Raw genomic sequence first — 22,979 nt, 5'->3', positions numbered from 1 at the left:
ATCGCCGGCGGGCGTGCTTGGCGATTCCCGTCGTCGGCATGGGGGAGGCGCTACTCCTCCTTGGGCACCACGATCACCGGCGCGTCGACTCCGGCGAGGATGCGCGCCGCCGTCGACCCGAGGAACAGGCGCTTGGGAGCGGCGAACCGGCTCGACCCGATCACCAACACGTCGGAGTCGTCCCAGTTGAGCTTCTTCAGCGCCGACTCCAGCGTCGCGCCGTCGGCCACCAGGGACTCGATCTCGGGAGCATCGGGCAAGGCCCGCGCGGCGAGGACCAGATTCGACTCGGCGGCCGTAATTTGAGCTTGCCGAACGTCTTTCGGGCTCTCCAGGTGGGCCATGTTCTCGCCGGACACCAGCGACAGCATGCGGATCGACACCCCGGCCGCGCTGGCGAGCGTGATGGCGAACGGCAGGGGATTGTCGTCGCCGGCCTTCGTCGGGACCGCTGCCGTCACCGACGTGATGGAGGACGGCGGGTCGTCGTGGTAACCGCGCGGGGCGAGCGCAACCGGAATGGGGGAGCAGTGCAGGAGCGCGCCGGCGACCGAGCCGATGACGTGCCCGCCGAAGATGCCGTCCCGTGCGCCGCCGATCACGATGAGGTCGGAGTGCTTCTCCTCGGCGAACGCGATCAGCGTCTCGGAGTAGGACTCGCCAACGAGGACGTGGGAGGCGGCGGTCACGCCGACCTTGGCGAGCGCCGCGACGGCCTGGTCGGCCCACTCTTCGCCCTTGCGCACCAGCAGCTGCTGGTACTCCGCCCGGCCGGGGTGACCGTCGGGGTACTCCTCGCGTACGACCAGCACGACGTCGACCGTCGCGTCGAAGGTGTTGGCCAGCGCGCCGGCCAGCGCGACGCCGTCCTCACCGGTCGGCGTCGACAGGTACCCCACGGTCAAGTGCATTGACGTTCACAACCTTTCGAAGTGCGTCAGAAGGTGTCGGGGACCTTGACTTCGGTCGAGGCGTTGAGCGTCTCCCCGCGGAAGAAGCGCTTGGTGCCAAACGCGAAGCAGGCCAACATCAGCGGGATGCCGAGTACCAGCATGCCGACGCCGAGGACGAAGACCCCGCCCAGCGGTCCGAACGCGGTGTAGCCGTAGTCGGGTGACATCATCTCGATCGCGCTGTACACGAACGCCCACGTCATCGAGATGGCGCCGAGGAGCGGAAAGATGCCGCGGAAGAACAGGTTTCGCACCGACGTGAAGAGCGTTCGGCGGAAGTACCAGACGCAGCTGTAGGCCGTGACGCCGTAGTAGAACGCGACGGCCAGCCCCAGCGATGCCACCGAGTCGGCAAGGGCGTTCTCCGAGAGGAACGTCAACACCAGGTAGAAGAACAGTGCCGCGCAACCCATCACGATGGTTCCGAAGGCCGGCGTCATGTACTTGGGGTGCACGCTCGCGAAGCGCTTGGGGATGGCCTCGTAGACCGCCATCGACAGCGTGCCGCGCGCGGTCGGCAGGATGGTGGTCTGAGTGGAGGACAGTGCCGACACGGCGACCGTGAGTAGCAGCAGGGAGGCGACGATGCTGCCCGCCACCGGCTCTCCGAGAACGGTGAGGACGTCGTCGGTGTTGTTGGGGTTGTTCAGGCCGATGCCGACGTCGCTGAAGCCTGCGAAGGACTGAATGGCGTAGGCCACCAGGACGTAGGTGCACACCAGGATCAGGGTGGTGATGACGGCCGCGATGCCTGGTGTCTTGCCGGGGTCCTTGGTCTCCTCGCCGACGGCCAGGCAGGCGTCCCAACCCCAGTAGATGAAGATGCACAGGATGATCGCGGCGGCGATGGAGGAGAGGTCGAGACCACCCGGCCACAGCCAGGACCATTGCGGCGTGATCGCCTGTGCGCCAGCATTTCCGGTGAAGACCCGGATGAGCGCGAATATGCTGACCAAGATCAGCACGCCGAATTGCACGGCGATCAGGACGTTCTGCATCTTCTCTGACACGGCTACGCCGCGAGCGCTGACCAGCGTCATGGAGATGATGAAGAACGAGCCCAGAAGCACCTTGGCCAAGAGGTTTTCGGCGAGTTCGTCCAGTCCGAGGAACCGGTACAGGTAGATCGCGGCGACCTCGGCGACGTTGGCCAGCACGATGATCGCCGAGACGGCCAGGCCCCATCCGCCGATCCAACCGATCCAGGGACCGAAAGCCTTGGTGCCCCAGGTGAACGTCGTGCCGCAATCGGGGGTGTCCTGGGACAGTTCCTTGTAACCGAAGGCGACCAGGAGCATCGGGATGAACGCGAGCACGAACATCGCGGGAGCCTTCTCCCCGACGGCCAGCACGACGTACCCGAGCGTCGCCGCCAGGCTGTAGGCCGGCGCCACCGCGGCGAGACCGATCACGACGTTGCCGACGAGGCCGAGCGCCCCGGACTGAAGGCCCTTGCCTCCTATGACGGGCCCAGCCGTCGGTTCCGCGATAGCCATGCGAGGAATATACGGTTCTGGGAACGTCCTGGCTGGTTACTGCGCAAATCCTGTGGGCGGTCAGCCCCTCTTGGTGAACTCCTCACCGGTGGTCGGGTCGACGGCGCGCTCGCCCGCGGGCAGGTTCGACAGATTGGGCGCGATGACGGTTGGCATCTGACCAGAGTCCGGCAGGCCGAAGTGGGCGACCGAGCCGATGGCCGGCTCGAGCAGGAGATCGGAACGGCGCGGCAGGGTTTCACCCTTGAAGAAGCTCGGCGACATGGCCCACCAGACGAACATCATGATCACGCCGAGCACCAGTGCCCCGATGCCGACGACGGCGACCGCGCCAAAGCCGAGGATCGTCACGTTGTTGCCGTCGTCGTCGACCAGGTAGTCGGGCTTGGCGTAGGAAATGAGGCCGTAGGCAAAGACCACCGTGAGCATGACGGCGCCCAGCAGCGGCACGACCCCGCGCATGACGAAGTCGCGCGCCGATCCGGTCAGCGTCTTGCGGTAGTACCAGACGCAGGCGAAGCCCGTCATCCCGTAGTAGAAGGCGATCATCAGGCCCACCGAGCCGATCAGCGCCAGCAGCAGGCTGCTGCTGACGAGGGTGAACAGCACGTAGAAGAAGATCGACACCCCGCCCATCACCAGCGTCGAGACCGTCGGGGTGAGGTACTTGCGGTGAATCTTCGCGAACGACGCCGGCAGGGCCTTGTAGACACCCATCGAGAGCGTGGTCCTGGCCGTCGGCAGGATCGTCGTCTGCGTGGACGCGGACGCCGAGGTCAGAATGGTCGCCGAGAGGGCGAGCAGTCCGATGTGGCCGATGACGCTGTCACCGAACAGGGCAGGCCCGATCGCGGCGAAGACGTCGGCGGCGTTGTCCGGATTGCCAAGGCCGGCATCGGTTTCCCCGACGCCGGCGAAGGCCACCGCGGCGACGGTCACGATGGCGTAGGTGGCCAGCAGCAGGAACGTCGAGAGCACGGCGGCCTTGCCGGGGGTGGTGCCGGGATCGTCGGACTCCTCGTTGCACGCCACCGCGGTGTCCCAGCCCCAGTAGATGAAGATCGCGATCAGGATGGCAGGGGCGATGACGGTGCCGAAGTCCAGGCCGCCGGGCCAGAACCAGGACAGCGACGGGTGGATCGACTCGGGCAGCGCATTGCTGGAGTACACCTTGACCAGGGCGTAGATCGAGATCACGACGAGGATGATGACCTCGAAGCCGAGCAGGAAGTACTGCAGGCGGGCCGAGACCTCGATGCCGCGGTAGCAGATGTAGGTCATCACGGCGATCCAGATGACCCCGGCCACCGTGGACCACAGGGTGCTGTTGGCGAGGTCGGCGGCGGCCGTCCAGCCGAGGTCGCCGACGAAGGTGAAGGAGTACGCCCCCGCGATTTGCGCGAGGTTGGCCATCACGATGACGTCGGCGGCGATGATGCCCCAGCCGCCCATCCAGCCGATCAGCGGTCCGAACGCGCGCGACGCCCAGGTGAAGGTGGTGCCGCAGTCGGGTTCGGCCTTGTTGAGTTCCTGGTACGCCACGGCGATCAGGTAGATCGGGATGAAGGCCAGCAGGACTATCGAGGCCGCCTTGACGCCCGCACCGCTGGCCACGATCAAGCCGAGGACTGCTGCGAGGCTGTAGGCGGGTGCGGTCGACGCCATGCCGACCACGATGCTGGACAGAAGTCCGAGGGATCCGCCCTTGAGGCCCTTGCTGTCGACCGTCCCCGCGGTGCCAGAACTGCCCGTGTCGACCGCTGTCATCGCATCTCCCTCGTTAACCCAAGACGAACTGTTGGAGAATACGGTTTTAGTTGTCAAAGTGCTGGATGACAACGAAATTAGTTTTCACAGGTAGTTCACAGTCTGGATTTCGTCTTCAAATGGCTGTCTCACAACGGTTTGCTGCGGTCCCTCCTGTGCCGTGGCTCACTAGGCTGAGCGGGTGACCACCGCCCCGCGGAGCGACGAGTTCGAGCGTCTGCGCTCGCACCTGATTGCGGTCGCCTACCGGCTCACCGGGACCTTCGCCGATGCCGAGGACGCGGTCCAGGATGCCTGGTTGCGCTGGGAGGCGCTGGGCCCGGGGCGGGACGGGATCGTCGATCTGCGGGCGTGGCTGACGACGGTGGTCAGCCGGATCGGGCTGGATCGATTGCGCTCGGCCGCACACCGGCGCGAGGCGTATTACGGGGAGTGGCTGCCCGAGCCGGTCGTGACGCCGCTTGACCGGTCGGATCCGCTGGCCGCCGTGGTCGCCGACGAGGACGCCCGCTTCGTCGCGATGGTCGTGCTGGAACGACTGACGCCGGACCAACGGGTCGCCTTCGTCCTGCACGACGGATTCGCGGTGCCCTTCGGTGAGGTCGCCGACGTACTGGGGGTCAGCCCCGCGTCGGCCCGGCAGTTGGCGTCCAGAGCCAGGCGGACGATTGCCGATGCCGACGTGCCCGCCCGCGATCCGTCCCACGACGAGGTCGTCGGGAAGCTGATGGCGGCCATCGCCGGTGGCGACATGTCGGCCGTCGTCGCCCTGCTTCATCCCGAGGTGACGTTCACCGGTGACTCGAACCGCAAGGCGCCCACCGCCGCCCGCGTCATCCACGGTCCCGACAAGGTCGCCCGCTTCGTGCTCGGTCTGGCCCGGCGGTACGGGCCGCGGTTCGTCGAGTCCGCTCAGCTGGCGTTGGTCAACGGCGAACTCGGCGTGGTCACAACGGGATTCGAAGCCGACGGCGAGGGCCCCGCCATGCAGGCCCACATCCAGGCGCTCACCGTTCGCGACGGCAAGGTGTGCGCGATCTGGGACGTCGCCAACCCCGACAAGTTCACGGGTTCACCGCTCGCCCCGTGACCGCATCGGCCCACGGGACGCGGCACGCCTCCCCGGAACTGAAGCCCTGCTCGGTGATTCCCAACGCGGTGTTCATCCGGGCTCGCATGTTCTCGACGCCGATCTGATAGGTCAGCTCCATGGTCCCGTCGTCACCGAAGCGCCGCCTCAGATCGGCGACTTGCTCGTCGGTGACCAGGTGCGGATCGGTGGTCATCGCGTCGGCGTAGGCGATCGCCGCACGTTCGTCGTCGCTGAAGAGGGGACTGGTCGCATAGTCGTCGACGTGCTTGAGCCGGTCGACGTCCAAGCCGTCCATCCGAATCAGCATCGCGCCGAAGTCGACGCACCACGAGCACCCGACCGTGCGCGCGGTCCAGTAGACCGCGAGCTCGCGAACGTCGGCCGGCAGTTTCTTCGAGCCGCGTTCCAGCAGCGTCTCGTGCACGGCGTTGGCGACGAGCAGCGGCATGTGGTGCGCACCCACCGCGAACGGCACGGGCACCTCACCGAAGCGGCGCTTGGCGTAGCGGTACATCAGCCGCGCGGTCAGCGAGGCCTTGGTCGGGGGCAGGGGAGCGATGCGGGGTCGTTGAACGGTCATGCCAATCAGACGAGACAGCCCGCGATTGTGTGACACCCCGTGTGCCCGCGCGCCCCCACCCATCGCGCGAGCGTGCGTGTCTGCGGTCGACACGCCGTGTTTCAGCCCAAGTTTCCGCACGCTCGCGCGGATCGGCCGGCCTTCTTACACGCGACGAGCGTGCGCAAAGTCAGGTCTGCCGGCGGCGCGTCGCCCGCAGACACGCACGCTCGCGGGAAGGGAAGGGACGGGAAGGGGGTTAGCGGGCGAACATCAACGCGCGCTTGACCTCTTGGATCGCCTTGGTGACCTGGATGCCGCGCGGGCAGGCCTCGGTGCAGTTGAAGGTGGTGCGGCAGCGCCACACCCCGTCGACCTCGTTGAGGATGTCGAGGCGTTCGGCGGCGGCCTCGTCACGGCTGTCGAAGATGAACCGGTGCGCGTTGACGATGGCGGCGGGTCCGAAGTACGAGCCTTCGTTCCAGAACACCGGGCAGCTCGTCGTGCAACACGCGCACAGGATGCACTTGGTGGTGTCGTCGTAGCGGGCGCGGTCGGTCTGGCTCTGAATCCGTTCGCGGGTCGGCTCGTTGCCGCTGGTGATGAGGAACGGCTTGACGGCGCGGAAGGCGTCGAAGAACGGCTCCATGTCGACGACGAGGTCCTTCTCGACGGGCAACCCGCGGATCGGCTCGATCGTGATCGTGAGCTGCTTGCCCGGCTTCTTCGGCAGCATGTCGCGCATCAGCACCTTGCAGGCCAACCGGTTGACGCCGTTGATGCGCATGGCATCCGAGCCGCACACGCCGTGCGCGCACGACCGGCGGAAGGTCAGCGTGCCGTCGAGGTACCACTTGGCGTAGTGCAGCAGGTTGAGCAGCCGGTCGGTGGGCAGGCACGGGACGCGGAAGCTCTGGAAGCCGGCGCCGTCGGGATCGTCGGGGTTGAATCGTGCGATCTTCAACGTCACCATCACCGCACCCTCGGGGACGGGCGGGGTGGCGGAATCGCCGGTGCTGGGCTTGTCGAGCACAGGTGCACTCATCAGTACTTCCGTTCCATTGGCTCGTATCGCGTCTGGACGACCGGCTTGTAGTCCAGCCGGATGTCGCTCAGCAGGTCAGTGCCCTGCTTGTACGCCATGGTGTGGCGCATGTAGTTGGTGTCGTCGCGGTTCGGGTAGTCCTCGCGGGCGTGGCCGCCGCGGGATTCCTTGCGGTTGAGCGCACCAACCACGGTGACCTCCGCCAGCTCGAGCAGGAAGCCGAGCTCGATGGCCTCGAGCAGGTCGCTGTTGTAGCGCTTGCCCTTGTCCTGCACGGTGATTCGGGAGTACCGCTCCTTGAAGCCGTGGATGTCGGTGAGCGCCTGCTTGAGGGTTTCCTCGGTGCGGAAGACGGCTGCGTTGTTGTCCATCGACTGCTGCAGCGCGCCACGAATGTCGGCGACGCGCTCGTTGCCGTGCTCGGAGAGGATGTCGCCGACCCATTCGGTCACCATGTTGGCCGGCGTGGACGGCATGTCGACGAAGTCGTGGCCCTGCGCGTAGCTGGCCGCCGCGATGCCGGCCCGACGGCCGAACACGTTGATGTCGAGCAGCGAGTTGGTGCCCAACCGGTTGGAACCGTGGACGGACACGCAGGCGCACTCACCCGCGGCGTACAAACCGGGGATGATCGAGTCGTTGTCGCGCAGCACCTGTCCGTTCACCGTGGTCGGGATGCCGCCCATGACGTAGTGACACGTCGGGTAGACGGGCACCAGCTCGGTCACCGGGTCGACGCCCAGATACGTGCGGGCGAACTCGGTGATGTCGGGCAGCTTCGCCTCGAGCACGTCGGCGCCGAGGTGGCGGACGTCGATGTAGACGTAGTCCTTGTTGGGACCTGCGCCGCGGCCTTCGAGCACCTCGAGGACCATCGAGCGGGCCACGATGTCGCGTGGCGCGAGGTCGACGATCGTCGGGGCGTACCGCTCCATGAAGCGTTCGCCGTCGGCGTTGAGCAGACGTCCGCCCTCACCGCGCACGGCTTCGGAGATGAGGATTCCGAGCCCGGCCAGACCCGTGGGGTGGAACTGGTGGAACTCCATGTCCTCCAAGGGAAGTCCCTTGCGGAAGATGATGCCGAGGCCGTCGCCGGTCAGGGTGTGGGCGTTGGAGGTCGTCTTGTACATCCGGCCGGAACCGCCCGTGGCGAAGACGATCGCCTTGGCGTGGAACACGTGGATGTCACCGCTGGCCAGTTCGTAGGCGACGATGCCCGTCGCGACCGGGCCGCCGGGGGTGTCCGACATGACCAGGTCGAGCGCGTAGAACTCGTTGAAGAACTCCACGTCGTGCTTGACGCAGTTTTGGTACAGCGTCTGCAGGATCATGTGACCGGTGCGGTCGGCGGCGTAACACGCGCGGCGGACCGGGGCCTTGCCGTGGTCGCGGGTGTGCCCGCCGAAGCGGCGCTGGTCGATGCGGCCCTCGGGGGTGCGGTTGAAGGGCATGCCCATCTTCTCGAGGTCGTAGACCGCGTCGATGGCTTCCTTGCACATGATCTCGACGGCGTCCTGGTCGGCGAGGTAGTCGCCGCCCTTGACGGTGTCGAACGTGTGCCATTCCCAGTTGTCGTCTTCGACGTTGGCCAGGGCGGCGCACATGCCGCCCTGCGCTGCGCCGGTGTGGCTTCGGGTCGGGTACAGCTTGGTCAGGACGGCGGTCCTCACCCGCGGTCCCGCCTCGACTGCCGCACGCATCCCTGCGCCGCCCGCGCCAACGATGACGACGTCGTACCGGTGTTCGATCAGCATCTGGACTCCATCTAACTCAGGAAATGTTTGCGTCGAACGTCAACAGCACGTATGTGCCCAGCACGATCGTGAACAACACCGACAACCCGAGGACGGTGTTCAGCCAGAACTTCGTCGTGTCCTTGCGGGCGTAGTCGTTGATGATCGTGCGCATGCCGTTGCCGCCGTGCAGCTGGGCCAGCCACAGCAGCAGCAGGTCCCAGGTCTGCCAGAACGGCGAGGCCCAGCGTTGTGCGACGTAGTTGAAGTCGATCCGGTAGACGCCGCCGTCCCAGATCAGACCGATGAAGAGGTGTCCGAGCGCCAAGACGATGAGGACGATGCCGGAGAAGCGCATGAAGAGCCACGCGTACTTCTCGAAGTTCGGCATGGCGCTGCGTCCGCGCGGGGAGCGCGGGTTGTCGAGACCGGCGGGCCGGTCGTAGCTGCGCTGCATGACGGGGGCTGGGCCGCCGCGCTCGCTGACGTGGTCGTAGGGGTTTTCTTGCGAAGGACTCATAGGAAACGCTCCGCCATGTGCATGCCCATCACTCCGAGGGCGACGATGAACACGCTGATCCACACTCCGAGGACGATCCAGAGCATCAGGCGTTGGTGCTTGGGGCCGTTCTGCCAGAAGTCGATCAGGATGATGCGGACGCCGTTGAGCGCGTGATAGAGCACCGCGACGACGAGGCCCATCTCCATCAGACCGATGATCGGGGTCTTGTACGTGTCGATGATCGCGTTGTAGGCCTCGGGGCTGACCCGGACGAGCGCGGTGTCGAGCACGTGCACGAACAAGAAGAAGAAGATCGTCGCGCCAGTGACGCGGTGCAGGACCCACGACCACATGCCGGGGTCTCCGCGATAAAGGGTGCGACGTCGCGGCGGCGACGACCGCGGCGCGGGTATCGCAGAATCCGCTGTTGTCTGCGTCATGTCCGAGTACTCACTTCCGCGCCTCCAACACCTTCGGTGGACGGGTCTGGGGGACGGCGGATACTGGTGCCAAATCGTTGCCCAAACCTGTTTGTGACTCTAATGCCAGTAGGCGCATGGAAAGAACCGGCGTGAGACCGTTGATTGCCCTAATACCATGGAAATTAGGGTGGCCTAATCGAATTCGCAGTGGTGGGACGGGAGCTTCTAAATGCATTCAGAGTGCGCTCGGCGGGCCTGGCGCGATGGCTGACGTCGACTGGAAGTTGTTGCGGGAGAAGGCAATCGAGGTATCTGGTCGGGCGTATGCGCCGTATTCCGGCTTCCCGGTAGGTGCTGCGGCCCTGACGGCCGATGACCGAATCTTGGTCGGCTGCAATGTGGAAAATGTCTCATATGGATTAGGACTCTGCGCCGAGTGTTCGGTCGCCTGCGCCCTGCATTCCACCGGCGGCGGCCGCCTCGTCGCCCTCGTCTGCGTCGACGCCGACGGCAACCTGTTGATGCCATGCGGGCGCTGCAGGCAGGTACTCCTCGAGCACGGCGGGCCCGAGATGCTGATCGACCACCCGTCCGGCCCCCGCCCACTCGGCGATCTGCTGCCGGATGCCTTCGGACCCGACGACCTCGCGCGGGTGGAAACGCCATGACGGGGTTCGGCTTCGACGCTCCGACGGTGATCAGGACCAAGCGTGACGGCGGCGTACTGACCGACGCGGCGATCGACTGGGTGATCGAGAACTACACCAGCGGTGTGGTTCACGACGAGCAGATGTCGGCACTTCTGATGGCGATATTCCTCCGCGGCATGACCCCCGGCGAGATTTCCCGCTGGACGGCCGCGATGATCGACTCCGGTGAGCGCTTCGACTTCGGCGACCTCCGGCGCGACGGCAAGCCACTGAGGTTGGTGGACAAGCACTCCACCGGAGGGGTCGGCGACAAGATCACCATCCCGTTGGTGCCGGTCGTCATGGCGTGCGGGGCGGCGGTGCCGCAAGCGGCCGGCCGCGGGCTCGGACACACCGGCGGCACGTTGGACAAGCTGGAGGCCATCTCGGGGTTCACCGCCGAACTGTCCAAAGCTCAGATCCGCCAACAGCTTCAGGATGTCGGCGCGGCCATCTTCGCGGCCGGGGACCTGGCGCCCGCCGACCGCAAGATCTACGCGCTGCGTGACGTCACCGCCACCACGGAGTCGCTGCCGCTGATCGCGAGTTCGGTGATGAGCAAGAAGCTCGCCGAGGGCGCCCGTGCCCTGGTGCTGGACACCAAGGTCGGACGGGGCGCCTTCCTCACCTCCGAAGCGGAGGCTCGGGAGTTGGCCGCGACGATGGTGGCGCTCGGCACGGCTCACGGCGTCGACACCCGGGCGCTGCTGACCGACATGGACCGACCGCTTGGCCTGACGGTCGGCAACGCCGTTGAGGTCGCCGAATCCCTCGACGTGTTGGCCGGCGGCGGTCCCGACGACGTCGTCGAGCTGACGGTGGCGCTGGCCAGGGAGATGCTCGCAGCGGCGGGCGTCGACGGCGTGGATCCCGCGCAGACGCTGCGCGACGGCACGGCCATGGACTGCTTCCGCGAGCTCGTCGAGGCCCAGGGTGGCGATCTGTCGCAGCCCCTTCCGGTCGGTGCGCACGCGGAGACTGTCACCGCATCACGGGGTGGCACGATGGGCGACATCGACGCGATGGCGGTGGGTCTGGCGGTGTGGCGGCTCGGTGCGGGCCGCTCGACCCCGGGCGGTCGGGTGCAGTTCGGCGCGGGGGTGCGCATCCACCGCAAGACCGGTGACCCCGTCGCTCCCGGCGAGACGTTGTTCACCCTCTACACCGACACCCCGGAGCGCTTCGCCGGGGCGCTGGCCGAGCTCGACGGCGGTTGGACCGTCGGCTCCGCCGATGACCCTGCTCCTGCCGTCCGTCCCCTGATCATCGATCGGATCACCTGAGGAGAGCTCCATGACGACGCCGTTGACGCTCGAGAACATCCAGCGGGCGCCCAAGGCCCTGTTGCACGACCACCTCGACGGGGGCCTGCGCCCGGCGACGGTGGTGGACCTCGCGGCGCAGTACGGCTACGAGGGACTGCCCACCACCGACGTCGGCGAGTTGGCCACCTTCTTCCGCACTGCCGCACACAGCGGTTCGTTGGTCCGCTACCTGGAACCCTTCGCCCACACGGTCGGCGTCATGCAGACCCCGGAGGCGTTGCACCGCGTGGCGTTCGAATGCGTCGAAGACCTCGCCGCAGACTCGGTGGTCTACGCCGAGATCCGGTTCGCCCCCGAGCTGCACATCGACGGCGGGTTGAGCCTCGACGCGGTCGTCGACGCTGTGTTGGCCGGTTTCGCCGACGGTGAGAGGGCAGCCGAACGGGCGGGCAGGACGATCGTGGTGCGGTGTCTGGTGACCGCGATGCGGCACGCCGCTCGGTCCCGGGAGATCGCCGAGCTTGCCATCCGGTTCCGCGACAAGGGCGTCGTCGGGTTCGACATCGCGGGCGCCGAGGCGGGCTACCCACCAACGCGGCACCTGGACGCCTTCGAGTACATGCGGAACAACAACGCCCGCTTCACCATTCACGCCGGCGAGGCGTTCGGCCTGCCCTCGATCCAGGAGGCGATCTCGTTCTGCGGCGCCGACCGCCTCGGCCACGGCGTGCGGATCGTCGACGACATCGAGGTCCACGACGACAGTGACGCGACGCTGGGCCGATTGGCGTCGATCCTGCGGGACAAGCGAATTCCGCTCGAGCTGTGCCCGTCGTCGAATGTGCAGACCGGTGCGGTGGCCAGCATCGCCGAGCACCCTTTCGCGCTGCTGGCCCGGTTGCGGTTCCGGGTGACGGTCAACACCGACAACCGGTTGATGAGCGACACCACGATGAGCCAGGAGATGCTGCGGCTGGTCGAGGCCTTCGGTTACGGCTGGAGCGATCTGGAGCGGTTCACCATCAACGCGATGAAGTCGTCGTTCATCCCGTTCCGGGAACGTTTGACGCTGATCGACGAGGTCATCAAGCCGCGGTACGCCGTCCTCGTCGGCTAAAGCCGCTTTTTGTGGAGTTCCACCGGCGGTCAGCGCCGGTGACACTCCACAAATCGCTAGAGGAGTTGGCGGAGGCGGGCGGCGAATTCGGCTGGCGCGCCCATGAACCCGCCGTGGTCGCCGGGGAATTCGGTGGTGTCGACGCCGAGCCGCTTGGCTACCGCCTCCGACGTCCGCTGGGTCAGCAGGTGGCCCGACTCCGCGCCGAGGCCGACGACGATGCGCGACCCCGAGGCCCGCAGCGCCTCGAAGTCAGGAACGTACTGGGTCGTCGGCACCAGGTCGTGCAGGAAGAAGCGGGCGCCTTCGGCGAGTGCCTGTTCGGGATTCGCCGGCTCGGGCGGGCCGTCGGCGCCCGAGCCGAAGGCGGCCACGTCGAAGCCGGCGTTGACCATGAACTTCATCCACGCCGCCTGCAGCCCTTCGGAACGGAACGTCTCCACGATGTCGGCGGTCGCCGCCCGCTGCGCCTCGGCGTCGGGGAGCAGTTCCAGCAGCGGCGGTTCGTGCGCGACGAGCGTGCCGACCCGGCCGGGGTGACGGGCGACCAAGGCCAACCCGGTGACCGCACCGCCACTGGAGCCGAACACGTCGGCCGACGGTGCACCAAGGGCGTCGAGGATCGCCGCGACGTCGTCGGCGCGCAGATCCGGATTGGACGGTCCTTCGGGATCGTCGACCGGGCTGTCCGCGAAGCCACGGGGGTCGTAGGTGACGACGGTGTGATCGGTGGCAAGGGCGTGGGCCAGCGGGGCGAATTCCGCGGCCGCCATGGGGGAGCCGATGACGAGCAACAGTGGGCCGTGCCCGCGCACCTCGTAGTGCAGGCGGGCGCCGGGGACGTCGAGGGAGCGGGAGACGAGGCCGTCGGTGATGGTCATGCCGGTGTTGACCGAGCGCGACGGGGAAACTCATCGGCGCCGACCGGCGGGCTGAGTAGATCCCTGGCGCGCAGAGCCAGCCAGAACTCTGCGATGGTCCCGGTGTCCGCGATCCGACGGCCGGTGATGTCCTCGACCCGCTGTATCCGGTACACCACCGTCTGACGGTGCAACCCCATCGACTTCGCCGTCCGGACCCACGACCGTTCACACCGCAGGTACGCGTCGAGCGTCTCCACCATGTCACTCGAGTGCGCTGCGTCGTAGGCGACGAGCGTCCCGAGCACGCGGTCGACCACCACTTGCGCTTCCTCGGTGTCTCGAAGCACGGACAACATCGTGACGTCGCCGTAGCGGGCAGTCCGGTCGGCGGTGCTGTCAGCCGCGCGCATCGCCCAGGTCGCCTCCCGCACGGTGGCAGGGCCCCGACGCGGATGGCCGAGGAGGTCGCTCACGCCGATCGCCGCCGCCGCACCGACGCGGTGTCGCAACGCAGCGAGCGGGGCGTCGCCCGCCGACACCAGCGCGTAGAGCACGGCCCCGCGCCTGAGGAGGAGATGCGGCACCTGGCGGCGGCCAAGGCTGACGTGCAAATGCCGTTCGGCGGACTGCGATCCGCCCGAGACGGCAATGAGTACGCAGCCCGCAGGCCGCAGACCACGGTCGGCGAGCATCCGAACCGACTCTGCGCCGGTGAGCCGGCCGTCGCACAACGACGCCAACAGCTCGGCGCCGATACGGCGGTCGTGCTCACGTCGCACGCTCTGCTGGGCGAGGAGCACCGCCATCGCCGACGCCAGGTGCTGGAGCTGGACGACGTCGGGCGGCGACGCACGAAAACCGTGCGCCACCAACACCGTCGGATCCTCGTCCGGCACCTCGACCACCAGCGCGCGGTCGTCGCCAGCAAGGAGGTGCAGCACCCCTGGCACCGCTCCCCGGCGGGCCGAGATCTCGTCGACGAGCGCCCGCCGAAGGCCGTCGGGCACCGGGTCGGAGGAGTCGAGGGCCACCTCACCGGTGGCGGCGTCGAGCACGGCGAGCCGGCAGGCGACCTCGCGACCGAGTTGGCGCAGCGCGTTCTCCGCCCCCGACCGGCCGACGGACTGTCGGATCACCTGATACACCCGCTCGGTGACGGCGATGCGTCTGCTGTCGTCGTTCCCCGCGCTGCCTGCCACGGCCCTGCCGATGGCGGCGAACCCCACCGAATAGGGCACCAGCAGGACGGCGAAGCCGAGGTCGTCGGCAAGTGTCACCGCCGACGGAGTCAGATCGGGAGTGGCCGAGTCGAGGCCGATGACGATGCCGCAGATCCCGTTTTCGTCGAGCCCCCGGATCAGCGCGAGCTGGCCCGTCGCGGACTCGGGGAGGGTGCGCCCGTTCTTCATCAGCAGTTCCCCGCCGGCCAACCACGACCACGGTTCCTCGAGGTCGGACGTCTGCGCCCACGACACCGGCCGGTCGAGGCCACGGGCCCCGGCCCGGACGGTCAGACGCAGGTGGGGGGCGTCGACGAGGTCGGCCAGTCGATACGTCATGAATCGCTCCCTGCCCCGGACATCGCTGACGACAACTTAGACGATCATCCAAGGCTGAGTGCGGACTTCAGACGATTGGCCGGTTCTGTTTGGGCCCGAACAGGTAGAAGGTCGCTACAACCACTCTGGAGGAGAAGCGATGTCAGATCTGACGCCAGACACCCGGGCGCCTCGTGCCGAGGCGCCCTCGACGTTGAGCCGCGGCTTCAGCTTCCGCTCGGCGCTCGCGCTGGCGTTCGCCGACGTGTCACCCATCGCCGCGGTGTACGCGATCTTCACCCTCGGCCTGTTCGCCGTCGGTCCGAAGTTCTTCTGGGCGTTTCCCGTCGTCCTCATCGGACAGCTCCTCGTCGCCGGTGTCTTCGGCGAGTTGGCCTCGCGTTGGCCGTATGCCGGCAGCGTCTACCAGTGGTCGCGACACGTCCGCGGCACGACGTGGGGATGGGTCGCCGCGTGGGCGTACATGTGGGGCCTGACCATCGCGCTCGGCACGCTGTCCTACGCCGCGAGCGGCTTCCTGTTGCAAATCTTCGGCGTCACCGAGCCGTCGCGATGGGGGACGGCGACGGTGGCGATCGTCATCATCGCGCTCGGCACGGTGGTCAACATCGTGGGCCGGCAGGTCTTGAAGGTGATGGTGATCGCCAGCATCACGTGTGAGGTCATCGGCTCGGTCGGATTGGGAATCGTGCTCCTCGTGTTCTACCGCGAGAACCCGTTCTCGGCGTTGTTCTCCAGCGCGGGCATCCCCGATGCCGAGACGTGGACGTCCGGGCCCATGCTGCTCGCCGTCGCCTTCGTCGGATGGTCCTTCCTCGGCTTCGAAGCGGCCGGATCGATCGCCGAGGAGGTCGAGGATCCCGAGCGCAACGTGCCCAAGGCGATCATCTTCGGTCTGCTCCTGGTCGGGCTGGTCGTCATGTTCTCCAGCGCCGCATTGATTCTCGCCATTCCGAACCTCGACGAGGTCGTGGCCTCCCAGGCCGGGGACGTGGTCTCCGAGACGTTGACCACCCACCTCGGTGCGGGTGTGACCAAACCTCTGCTCGCGATGTTCGTCATCGGTTTCATCTCGAGCTTCCTCGCGGTGCAGGCCGCGGTGTCGCGCTGCATCTGGGGCGCCGCGCGGGACCGTAGCCTGCCCGGATCCAAGGTGCTCGGCAAGCTGGCGGGCCCGGAACGTCTGCCAGTCAACGCGATCGCCCTGACCGCGATCGTCGCCATCGTCTTCATCCTCTTGGCCGGTTCGCAGTTCTACAACATCCTGGTGAACTTCAACATCATCGGCTTCTACATCGCCTTCGGCGTGCCGGTGATCGGCGCAGCCGTCGCCCGCCTGACCGGCAAGTGGAGCCCAGGACCGTTCACGCTGGGCAAGTGGGGTGCCCCCGTCACCTATGCGGCGTCGCTGTGGATCATCTTCGAGACGGTCAACGTCGCGTGGCCGCGTACCCAGCCCGGCCAGCCGTGGTTCATCAACTGGGCCAGCGTGCTCACCACCGCGGTGCTCGCCGTCGTCGGCGGCGCGATCTACCTCACCGTGCGACGCAACATCGAGGCCCCGATCGGCGAGCGGCTCGGTCACGACGCCCCGGCGTCCGGAACCTGATGTCCCGCATCGCAATCGTCACCGGATCGGAGTCCGGGATCGGTGCCGCCATCGCCGACCTCCTGCGGGGCAAGGGGTGGTCCGTCATGGGTATGGATCTGTCGCCGACTGCCGACCACGTCGCCGACGTGTCCGACCCCGACGCCGTCCGAGCCGCCGTGAGTCGGATCGTCGAGGACGTCGGAGCGGTCGACGCGCTCGTCTCGGCGGCGGGGCACTACGACATCACCCCGGTCTCGGAGATCTCCGCCGAGGCGTTGCACCGGATGCTCCGCGTTCACCTTGGCGGACTGCGCAACACCGCGCGTGCCGTCCTGCCGTCGATGGTGGCCCGCGGCGGCGGCGCGATCGTCGCGGTGACCTCCGAGCTCGCGATCGGTGGCGGCGACGGCGACGCGCACTACGCGGCGGCGAAGGGTGCCGTCATCGGGTTGGTGCGCAGCCTTGCCGCCGAGTACGCCGCGACCGGCGTCCGGGTCAACGCCGTGGCACCCGGACCCACCGACACGCCGCTGCTTGCCGCGGACTCTCCCTGGCGTGCAACGGAATACCTGGCGACTCTGCCGAACCGCCGACTGACCCGACCGGACGAGATCGCCCGAGTCGTCGAATTCCTGGTGAGTGCCGACGCCGCCTTTTGCACCGGCGAGGTCGTCTCACCCAATGGTGGAGCGGTGATCTGATGGAGACACCCCTGAGGGGCAGAGTGGCGCTGGTAACCGGTGCCGCCCAAGGCATTGGTGCGGCGATCGCCCGCAGGCTGGCCGCTGACGGTGCCGCCGTCGCGGTCAACGATTTGACGGACGGCGAGTCGCTGGCCGAGGTGGTCGCAGCAACGGGAGGCTTCCCCGCGGTCGGCGACGTCAGTGCACTCGACGTCGCGACCCTGGTCGACGGGATCGAGAGGGCCCGTGGGCCAGTCGACGTCCTGGTGTGCAACGCGGCGTACATGTCGATGGCCCCGTTTACGACCGACGACGAGGACGATTGGTGGCGGGTCGTCGAGGTCAACCTCGCGGGCACGTTTCGACTGATTCAGGCGGTGCTGCCGGGAATGCGCCGCGCCGGAGGCGGAAACATCGTCGTGATCGCCTCCGAGTGGGGGGTCATCGGGTGGCCGGAGGCCAGTGCGTACTCGGCCTCCAAGGCGGGCCTCGTCGCGCTGGTGAAGACCTTGGGCCGCGAACTGGCGCGGGAGAACATCACCGTCAACGCGGTGGCACCCGGCGTCGTCGACACCCCTCAACTCCTCGTCGACGCGGCGTCGGCCGGAGTCTCCCTCGACGAGATGCGCAGGCGTTACGGCATCGACATCCCGATGGGTCGCATCGGTAGGCCCGAGGAAATCGCGAGCGCCGTAGCTTTGTTGGCGCGCAACGACATTGGCGCGATGGTAGGTCAAACACTTCAAGTCAACGGAGGATCGACACGGTGCCGGGTATGAACGACGACGTCAAGGGCCAGGCGGACGGCCAGGCCATTCCGCGGTACGCCGGGCTGACGACCTTCGCCCGGCTTCCGCGCCGAGAGGACGTGTCCCGGTGTGACGTGGCCGTCCTCGGCATACCGTTCGACTCCGGCGTGACGTACCGGCCCGGCGCACGGTTCGGGCCCTCGCACATCCGGCAGGCGTCCCGGCTGCTGCGGCCGTACAACCCGCAGCTCGACGTGTCCCCGTTCGCGGGTCAGCAAGTGGTCGACGCCGGAGACGTCGCGGCCAACCCGTTCGACATCGCCGCCGCGGTACGCGAGATCGAATCTGCCGCAGACGAACTCATCCAGTCGGGAGCTCGGCTGATCACCCTCGGCGGTGACCACACCATCGCCTACCCGCTGTTGCGCGCCCACCATCGCCGGTACGGTCCCGTCGCACTGTTGCACTTCGACGCCCATCTCGACACGTGGGACACCTACTTCGACGCACCGGTGACGCACGGGACGCCGTTCCGGCGGGCCGCCGAGGAAGGTCTCTTCATGCCAGGGCACAGCGCTCACGTCGGCATCCGCGGATCTCTCTACGCCCCAAGCGACCTCGTCGAGGATGCCGGCTTCGGGTTCACCGTGGTGCACTGCGCGGAGTTCGAGGGACGGTCCACCGACGACGTCGTCGGGCAACTGCGCGACGCCATCGGCGACCGGCCGCTCTACGTCTCGATCGACATCGACGTACTCGACCCCGCCCACGCCCCCGCGACGGGGACGCCGGAGGCTGGAGGCATGACCAGTCGCGAACTCTTGGCGATCATCCGGGGACTGGACGGCGCCGACCTGGTCGGCGCCGACATCGTGGAGGTGTCACCGGCCTACGACCACGCCGAGATCACCGGGGTCGCCGCGGCCAACGTCGCCTACGAGCTGATCTCGCTACTCGCCAAGAAGGCCCGGGCATCATGACCTTGCCCGCCGCCCCGGTGCCATGGCCGGATGCCGCCCGGTGTGCGGCGTCGTTCAGCTTCGACGTGGACGCGGAGTCGGCGATGCTGGCCGTCGACCACGGCAACGCCAACCGGATGTCGGCCATCAGCCATCAGGCCTACGGACCGCTGGTCGGCGTTCCGCGGATCCTCAAGATCCTCGCCAGCCACCAGATCACGTCGACCTTCTTCGTGCCCGGGTATACCGCGGTGCGCTACCCGGACGTCGTCCGCAGCATCGTCGACGGGGGTCACGAGATCGCCCATCACGGGTACCTGCACGAGCCGATGGCGGGACTGTCTGCCGAGGAGGAGGCCGCGATCCTCGACCGCGGCATCGACGCGTTGGAGAAGGTGACGGGGCTCAGGCCCGTCGGCTACCGGGCGCCCATGTGGGAGCTCAACTGGCACTCTCCACAGTTGCTGTCGGACAGGGGTTTTCTCTACGACAGCTCGTTGATGGACGCCGACCATCCCTACGAGTTGGCCGTCGGAGCGAGCTCGTTGGTCGAGATCCCGATTCAGTGGGCTCTCGACGACTGGGAGCAGTACTGCTTCATCCCGGACTTCTCCGGAACCGGCCTCATCGAGAGCCCCGCCAAGGTCGGCGAGATGTGGCGCCTGGAGTTCGACGCGATGCGCGCCGAGCGCGGGTGCTTCGTGTTGACCAACCACCCGTTTCTCACGGGACGACCGTCGCGGGCGGCGGCGTTGGAGAACCTCGTCTCCTACGTGTGCTCGCTCGACGACGTCTGGGTGACGCACCTCGGGGCGATCGCCGAACACGTCCGCGGGCTCGGCCTGACACCACGCTCGGTGCAGCGGCCGGATCCCGCCGACTTCTAGCGTCCGCTCACTCCTCGCGTAGGCGAGACTCCACGAAGTTCTCGACCTTCTCCCACTGCGCGACGGCCGTGGCGTACGGCGCGGGCGGCTTGGCGACCGTGTCGGGGGTCAGGACGTGCGCGACGAACCGTCCGAACGGCTCATCGGTGTCCAGGGCTTCCTCCACGGTGCCGTCCTCGGCGTAGTCACCGACGTCGCGAATCAACTCGACCGCGAGCTCGAGCTGGTCGGCGTCCACGGCCTCGGGGCCGTCGGCGATGTCGTCGGTGAGGGTCCGCAAGACGTACACGTTGTCGTCGGTGACCCGGATCTGCAGCGAGCCGTCGGTGGCGGCGGTCTTGATGTCGTCGAAGGTGGCGAGGTCCGAGAGGTCGCTCTCGTGCTCGTCGGCGAGGTAGCGCGCCAGTGCGCGTTCCGACCCGAAGACGCTGATCCGGCCGTTGCGGCCGAGGAAGATCGGCTGGTCGTCCAGGTAGCAGCGCAGGGTGTAGAACGTGCCGCCGCGGGTGAGCAGGCGGATGGGGTCGATCCCGACGTGCGCCCAGAAGTCCTCGTCGCTGCCGAGCACCTGCTGGGTGGCCTGCGCGGCCAGGACGGCCTCTTCGTCGTCGTCGTCGGCGTCGACGTCGCCCTCGATCACGGCGTCGTCGGCGTCCTCGACCTCCTCGATCTCCGGCGCCGGCTCGGCCAGCTCCGCGGCGGCCTTCTCGGATGCCGCGGAGTCGACCTCGGGGATGCTGACGATCTCGTCGATCGCGTCGACCACTCCGTCCCAGCCCCTGGCGATCACGGCCTCGACCTCGGCCCAGCGCTTACGACCGGCGCGTCCTTCGAACGCTTCGAGTCCGCCACCGAGGGAACCCAGGACGGGGTTGCCGTTGAAGAACTTCGACACCACCGGCAGATCGCAGACCGAGCCGATGGCCTGCACCACGGCAAGCGCGCCGAGCAGCGTCTCCACCGATTCCTCGGACGGCTTGTCGGCGGCCACCTCGGGTACGCCGATCAGATCGTGCCGACGGTCCTCGGCCGGATCGAACCGGTGCGCCGAGGATTCCTTCAGCTCCGGGTACGCGGGGTGATCGGTGAGATCGTTGTCGGTGCTGGTCCTGACGAATGCCGCCAGGTCGGCCACCGATTCGAAGCCGTAGAGGTCGTCGTCCTTGCCGAGGAACGCCTGCCACTCGTCGTCGGCGTCACGCCACGACGGAGCCCACAGTGTGTACAGATCGCCCTTGGTCAGACCGAGCCTCACCGGCACGATGTCAGCAGCCATGCGGCACAGCCTAACGACGGTGCCCGGCGGAGTTGCCGACACCCGGTGCGCGCGACGTCGGCCGGGTACCAGGAGAGTCGGGTGCCACCCGCCCGGGGGACGATGGCGTCATGCGCGCAGTCGTCTTCGAACGGTTTGGCGGTTCCGTCGACGTCCGATCGGTGCCCGACCCGGTTCCGTCGCCGGGCGGTGTCGTGGTGGAGGTGCACGCCACGGGCCTGTGTCGCAGTGACTGGCACGCCTGGGCCGGCCACGACGACGGGGTGGCACTGCCGCACGTGCCCGGTCACGAACTCGTCGGCGTCGTCGTCGAGGTGGGTACCGACGTCCGGCGGTGGTCCGTCGGGGATCGCGTCACGACGCCCTTCGTCTGCGGATGCGGCGTCTGCGAGTGGTGTCATGCCGGACAGGCACAGGTGTGTCCCGCGCAGACCCAGCCCGGGTTCACCCACTGGGGGTCCTTCGCCGAACGCGTCGCCCTGCACGCCGCCGACACCAATCTGGTCGCCGTCACCGATCTGGTGGAGGACTCGGCCGCGGCGGCGCTCGGCTGTCGCTTCGCGACCGCGTACCGGGCGCTGCACGCGCGGGCGGGTCTGCGCAGCGGGGAGTGGGTGACCGTCGTCGGGGTGGGTGGCGTCGGCCTCAGTGCGGTGCAGATCGCCGTCGCGGCAGGAGCCAAGGTGGTCGCCGTCGACCGCACCCCGGCGGCATTGGAGTTGGCGCGCGGGCTTGGCGCGGCGCACACGGTGCTGGCTGGTGGGGGTGGGGGCGAGCGAAGCGACGGGGGAATGGACGTCGCCGCCGAGGTCCACGACCTCACGGGAGGTGGCAGTCACGTCGCGGTCGACGCGGTCGGGTCCGAGAGCACGTGCGCCGACGCCATCCACAGTCTGCGGCGTCGCGGCCGACACGTTCAGGTCGGGCTGCTGCCTGCCGTCGGCGGACACCCCGCGGTACCGATGGATCGCGTAATCGGTTGGGAGCTAGACGTTCTCGGCAGCCACGGGATGGCGAGCGTGGACTATCCCGACATGTTGCGTCTGGTCGAGGCGGGGACGTTGCGCCCGCAGGACCTCGTCGAGCGGGTGGTCGGGCTGACCGAAGGCGCCCACCTGCTGCCGACGTTGGACGCCGCGGCCCCGGTTGGCGTCACTTTGATCGATCCGCGCGTGATCTGAGTCGCAGTGCGGCATTCTGTTCGCCATGGCAGACACCGGCGTGACAGCCGTCCTTCGTCGCGCGACCTGGGTATGGGCGGCGGTGGCGGCGGTGGCCCTCGTCGGGTGTTCGACGCCGGAGGACCCGCCCGCGCAGTCTCCGTCGTCGACGGTCACCGTAACGACGACTCCCTCCGCATCGGGAAGCACCTCGGCTCCGGCGTCGTCGGCGCCGGTCGCGCATGAGTCCGGCCCCGGCTCCTTTCGATCCCCGTCGGGAAACATACTGTGCGCCATGTTCTCTCACGACGGGGAGACGCGCGCGGCGTGCGAGGCGGTCGAACACGGGTGGGAGGCACCGCCCCGCGACGCGCAGTGCCAGCTGAACTGGGGCTCGCGGCTCCAGCTCGAGGAGGGCGGCGACGCCGCCTTCGCGTGCTACGCCCAAGAGCTGCCCGCCGCGCAGGAGCCCCTCGGCTACGGGTCCACGTGGTCGATCGGCACGATCACCTGCTCCAGCGAACAGGTGGGGATCACGTGTGCCGACAGCACCTCCGGACATCGCTTCGAGATCTCCCGTGATGCCTACCGGCTCGGCTGATCGTGACGGA

Annotated in this window: 21 protein-coding genes and 1 pseudogene; 11 read left to right on the top strand and 11 right to left on the bottom strand. The window is 67.8% G+C overall.

Going from position 1 to position 22,979, the window contains the following annotated elements; translation table 11 throughout:
- Positions 1-50: 50 nt before the first annotated feature.
- Genes ASD37_RS22415 through ASD37_RS22405 form a run of 3 tightly spaced genes read right to left on the bottom strand, consistent with a single transcriptional unit; the run spans position 51 to position 4,216 of the window.
- Positions 51-911 carry a universal stress protein gene (locus tag ASD37_RS22415; RefSeq protein ID WP_056556679.1) on the bottom strand — a complete coding sequence of 287 codons (861 nt, stop codon included), beginning with the start codon at positions 909-911 and terminating at the stop codon, positions 51-53.
- A gap of 26 nt (positions 912-937) precedes the next feature.
- On the bottom strand, positions 938-2,449 hold the full coding sequence (locus ASD37_RS22410; protein ID WP_056556676.1) for an APC family permease: 1,512 nt from the start codon (positions 2,447-2,449) through the stop codon (positions 938-940).
- A gap of 60 nt (positions 2,450-2,509) precedes the next feature.
- Complete coding sequence (locus ASD37_RS22405) at positions 2,510-4,216, bottom strand: APC family permease (RefSeq protein WP_056556673.1); 1,707 nt, start codon at positions 4,214-4,216, stop codon at positions 2,510-2,512.
- Positions 4,217-4,397: 181 nt separating this feature from the next.
- On the opposite strand from ASD37_RS22405, the gene ASD37_RS22400 reads away from it, so the two are divergent.
- Entirely contained in the window at positions 4,398-5,306 is a 909-nt protein-coding gene (locus ASD37_RS22400) for a sigma-70 family RNA polymerase sigma factor (RefSeq protein WP_056556670.1), read from the top strand.
- Here the strand turns inward: ASD37_RS22400 and ASD37_RS22395 are convergent.
- From ASD37_RS22395 to sdhC, 5 genes and pseudogenes are all read right to left on the bottom strand, one after another.
- Positions 5,281-5,901: pseudogene (locus ASD37_RS22395) on the bottom strand (carboxymuconolactone decarboxylase family protein); the annotation flags it as partial. The gene ASD37_RS22400 and the pseudogene ASD37_RS22395 overlap by 26 nt on opposite strands.
- Before the next feature lie 226 nt (positions 5,902-6,127).
- The gene (locus ASD37_RS22390; protein ID WP_056556662.1) at positions 6,128-6,913 is read right to left on the bottom strand and encodes a succinate dehydrogenase iron-sulfur subunit; all 786 of its coding nucleotides are present in this window, start codon (positions 6,911-6,913) and stop codon (positions 6,128-6,130) included.
- The gene (gene sdhA / locus ASD37_RS22385; protein ID WP_056556659.1) at positions 6,913-8,667 is read right to left on the bottom strand and encodes a succinate dehydrogenase flavoprotein subunit; all 1,755 of its coding nucleotides are present in this window, start codon (positions 8,665-8,667) and stop codon (positions 6,913-6,915) included. The genes ASD37_RS22390 and sdhA overlap by 1 nt, the downstream gene beginning before the upstream one ends.
- 16 nt (positions 8,668-8,683) lie before the next feature.
- Positions 8,684-9,166 (bottom strand): succinate dehydrogenase hydrophobic membrane anchor subunit, encoded by a 483-nt coding sequence (locus ASD37_RS22380; RefSeq protein ID WP_056556656.1) that lies wholly within the window; start codon positions 9,164-9,166, stop codon positions 8,684-8,686.
- Complete coding sequence (gene sdhC / locus ASD37_RS22375; protein WP_082570334.1) at positions 9,163-9,588, bottom strand: succinate dehydrogenase, cytochrome b556 subunit; 426 nt, start codon at positions 9,586-9,588, stop codon at positions 9,163-9,165. The genes ASD37_RS22380 and sdhC overlap by 4 nt, the downstream gene beginning before the upstream one ends.
- Before the next feature lie 245 nt (positions 9,589-9,833).
- On the opposite strand from sdhC, the gene ASD37_RS22370 reads away from it, so the two are divergent.
- From ASD37_RS22370 to ASD37_RS22360, 3 genes are read left to right on the top strand one after another with little or no spacing between them, the layout of a single operon-like run.
- Positions 9,834-10,238: a cytidine deaminase gene (locus ASD37_RS22370; RefSeq protein ID WP_056556650.1), complete on the top strand. Its 405-nt coding sequence runs from the start codon at positions 9,834-9,836 to the stop codon at positions 10,236-10,238.
- On the top strand, positions 10,235-11,542 hold the full coding sequence (locus ASD37_RS22365; protein ID WP_056556647.1) for a thymidine phosphorylase: 1,308 nt from the start codon (positions 10,235-10,237) through the stop codon (positions 11,540-11,542). The genes ASD37_RS22370 and ASD37_RS22365 overlap by 4 nt, the downstream gene beginning before the upstream one ends.
- 10 nt (positions 11,543-11,552) lie before the next feature.
- Positions 11,553-12,641: an adenosine deaminase gene (locus ASD37_RS22360; RefSeq protein ID WP_056556645.1), complete on the top strand. Its 1,089-nt coding sequence runs from the start codon at positions 11,553-11,555 to the stop codon at positions 12,639-12,641.
- Between the two features lie 56 nt (positions 12,642-12,697).
- Here ASD37_RS22360 and ASD37_RS22355 read toward each other — a convergent pair whose 3' ends face one another.
- Both ASD37_RS22355 and ASD37_RS22350 read right to left on the bottom strand, forming a co-directional pair.
- Positions 12,698-13,522: an alpha/beta fold hydrolase gene (locus tag ASD37_RS22355; RefSeq protein WP_056556641.1), complete on the bottom strand. Its 825-nt coding sequence runs from the start codon at positions 13,520-13,522 to the stop codon at positions 12,698-12,700.
- The gene (locus ASD37_RS22350; protein ID WP_056556638.1) at positions 13,519-15,063 is read right to left on the bottom strand and encodes a PucR family transcriptional regulator; all 1,545 of its coding nucleotides are present in this window, start codon (positions 15,061-15,063) and stop codon (positions 13,519-13,521) included. The genes ASD37_RS22355 and ASD37_RS22350 overlap by 4 nt, the downstream gene beginning before the upstream one ends.
- Before the next feature lie 139 nt (positions 15,064-15,202).
- Here ASD37_RS22350 and ASD37_RS22345 point away from each other — a divergent pair, with 139 nt between their 5' ends.
- From ASD37_RS22345 to ASD37_RS22325, 5 genes are read left to right on the top strand one after another with little or no spacing between them, the layout of a single operon-like run.
- Positions 15,203-16,672 (top strand): APC family permease, encoded by a 1,470-nt coding sequence (locus ASD37_RS22345; RefSeq protein ID WP_056556636.1) that lies wholly within the window; start codon positions 15,203-15,205, stop codon positions 16,670-16,672.
- Positions 16,672-17,355: an SDR family NAD(P)-dependent oxidoreductase gene (locus ASD37_RS22340; protein WP_056556633.1), complete on the top strand. Its 684-nt coding sequence runs from the start codon at positions 16,672-16,674 to the stop codon at positions 17,353-17,355. The genes ASD37_RS22345 and ASD37_RS22340 overlap by 1 nt, the downstream gene beginning before the upstream one ends.
- Complete coding sequence (locus ASD37_RS22335; RefSeq protein WP_056556630.1) at positions 17,355-18,116, top strand: SDR family NAD(P)-dependent oxidoreductase; 762 nt, start codon at positions 17,355-17,357, stop codon at positions 18,114-18,116. Before ASD37_RS22340 ends, ASD37_RS22335 begins: the two co-directional genes overlap by 1 nt.
- The gene (gene speB / locus ASD37_RS22330; protein ID WP_056556626.1) at positions 18,113-19,066 is read left to right on the top strand and encodes an agmatinase; all 954 of its coding nucleotides are present in this window, start codon (positions 18,113-18,115) and stop codon (positions 19,064-19,066) included. Before ASD37_RS22335 ends, speB begins: the two co-directional genes overlap by 4 nt.
- Entirely contained in the window at positions 19,063-19,932 is an 870-nt protein-coding gene (locus ASD37_RS22325) for a polysaccharide deacetylase (RefSeq protein WP_056556623.1), read from the top strand. The genes speB and ASD37_RS22325 overlap by 4 nt, the downstream gene beginning before the upstream one ends.
- Before the next feature lie 7 nt (positions 19,933-19,939).
- Here ASD37_RS22325 and ASD37_RS22320 read toward each other — a convergent pair whose 3' ends face one another.
- Positions 19,940-21,208, bottom strand: a complete 1,269-nt coding sequence (locus ASD37_RS22320) for a hypothetical protein (protein ID WP_056556621.1) — start codon at positions 21,206-21,208, stop codon at positions 19,940-19,942.
- Between the two features lie 110 nt (positions 21,209-21,318).
- On the opposite strand from ASD37_RS22320, the gene ASD37_RS22315 reads away from it, so the two are divergent.
- Together ASD37_RS22315 and ASD37_RS32770 are read left to right on the top strand one after the other, a co-directional pair.
- Positions 21,319-22,389: an alcohol dehydrogenase catalytic domain-containing protein gene (locus ASD37_RS22315; protein WP_056556617.1), complete on the top strand. Its 1,071-nt coding sequence runs from the start codon at positions 21,319-21,321 to the stop codon at positions 22,387-22,389.
- Positions 22,390-22,414: 25 nt separating this feature from the next.
- Positions 22,415-22,969, top strand: a complete 555-nt coding sequence (locus tag ASD37_RS32770) for a DUF6636 domain-containing protein (RefSeq protein WP_370073075.1) — start codon at positions 22,415-22,417, stop codon at positions 22,967-22,969.
- Positions 22,970-22,979 lie beyond the last annotated feature (10 nt).

It is taken from the genome of Mycobacterium sp. Root135, from assembly GCF_001426545.1.
GTDB lineage: Bacteria > Actinomycetota > Actinomycetes > Mycobacteriales > Mycobacteriaceae > Mycobacterium.
This window is presented reverse-complemented; position numbering and strand designations above follow the sequence as displayed.

What these genes read in the sequence shown, in the direction of transcription:
- ASD37_RS22415 (WP_056556679.1), bottom strand. Translation starts at nt 911, where the DNA reads ATGCACTTGACCGTGGGGTACCTGTCGACGCCGACCGGTGAGGACGGC.
- ASD37_RS22410 (WP_056556676.1), bottom strand. Translation starts at nt 2,449, where the DNA reads ATGGCTATCGCGGAACCGACGGCTGGGCCCGTCATAGGAGGCAAGGGC.
- ASD37_RS22405 (WP_056556673.1), bottom strand. Translation starts at nt 4,216, where the DNA reads ATGACAGCGGTCGACACGGGCAGTTCTGGCACCGCGGGGACGGTCGAC.
- ASD37_RS22390 (WP_056556662.1), bottom strand. Translation starts at nt 6,913, where the DNA reads ATGAGTGCACCTGTGCTCGACAAGCCCAGCACCGGCGATTCCGCCACC.
- sdhA (WP_056556659.1), bottom strand. Translation starts at nt 8,667, where the DNA reads ATGCTGATCGAACACCGGTACGACGTCGTCATCGTTGGCGCGGGCGGC.
- ASD37_RS22380 (WP_056556656.1), bottom strand. Translation starts at nt 9,166, where the DNA reads ATGAGTCCTTCGCAAGAAAACCCCTACGACCACGTCAGCGAGCGCGGC.
- sdhC (WP_082570334.1), bottom strand. Translation starts at nt 9,588, where the DNA reads ATGACGCAGACAACAGCGGATTCTGCGATACCCGCGCCGCGGTCGTCG.
- ASD37_RS22370 (WP_056556650.1), top strand. Translation starts at nt 9,834, where the DNA reads ATGGCTGACGTCGACTGGAAGTTGTTGCGGGAGAAGGCAATCGAGGTA.
- ASD37_RS22365 (WP_056556647.1), top strand. Translation starts at nt 10,235, where the DNA reads ATGACGGGGTTCGGCTTCGACGCTCCGACGGTGATCAGGACCAAGCGT.
- ASD37_RS22360 (WP_056556645.1), top strand. Translation starts at nt 11,553, where the DNA reads ATGACGACGCCGTTGACGCTCGAGAACATCCAGCGGGCGCCCAAGGCC.
- ASD37_RS22355 (WP_056556641.1), bottom strand. Translation starts at nt 13,522, where the DNA reads ATGACCATCACCGACGGCCTCGTCTCCCGCTCCCTCGACGTCCCCGGC.
- ASD37_RS22350 (WP_056556638.1), bottom strand. Translation starts at nt 15,063, where the DNA reads ATGACGTATCGACTGGCCGACCTCGTCGACGCCCCCCACCTGCGTCTG.
- ASD37_RS22345 (WP_056556636.1), top strand. Translation starts at nt 15,203, where the DNA reads ATGTCAGATCTGACGCCAGACACCCGGGCGCCTCGTGCCGAGGCGCCC.
- ASD37_RS22340 (WP_056556633.1), top strand. Translation starts at nt 16,672, where the DNA reads ATGTCCCGCATCGCAATCGTCACCGGATCGGAGTCCGGGATCGGTGCC.
- ASD37_RS22335 (WP_056556630.1), top strand. Translation starts at nt 17,355, where the DNA reads ATGGAGACACCCCTGAGGGGCAGAGTGGCGCTGGTAACCGGTGCCGCC.
- speB (WP_056556626.1), top strand. Translation starts at nt 18,113, where the DNA reads ATGAACGACGACGTCAAGGGCCAGGCGGACGGCCAGGCCATTCCGCGG.
- ASD37_RS22325 (WP_056556623.1), top strand. Translation starts at nt 19,063, where the DNA reads ATGACCTTGCCCGCCGCCCCGGTGCCATGGCCGGATGCCGCCCGGTGT.
- ASD37_RS22320 (WP_056556621.1), bottom strand. Translation starts at nt 21,208, where the DNA reads ATGGCTGCTGACATCGTGCCGGTGAGGCTCGGTCTGACCAAGGGCGAT.
- ASD37_RS22315 (WP_056556617.1), top strand. Translation starts at nt 21,319, where the DNA reads ATGCGCGCAGTCGTCTTCGAACGGTTTGGCGGTTCCGTCGACGTCCGA.
- ASD37_RS32770 (WP_370073075.1), top strand. Translation starts at nt 22,415, where the DNA reads ATGGCAGACACCGGCGTGACAGCCGTCCTTCGTCGCGCGACCTGGGTA.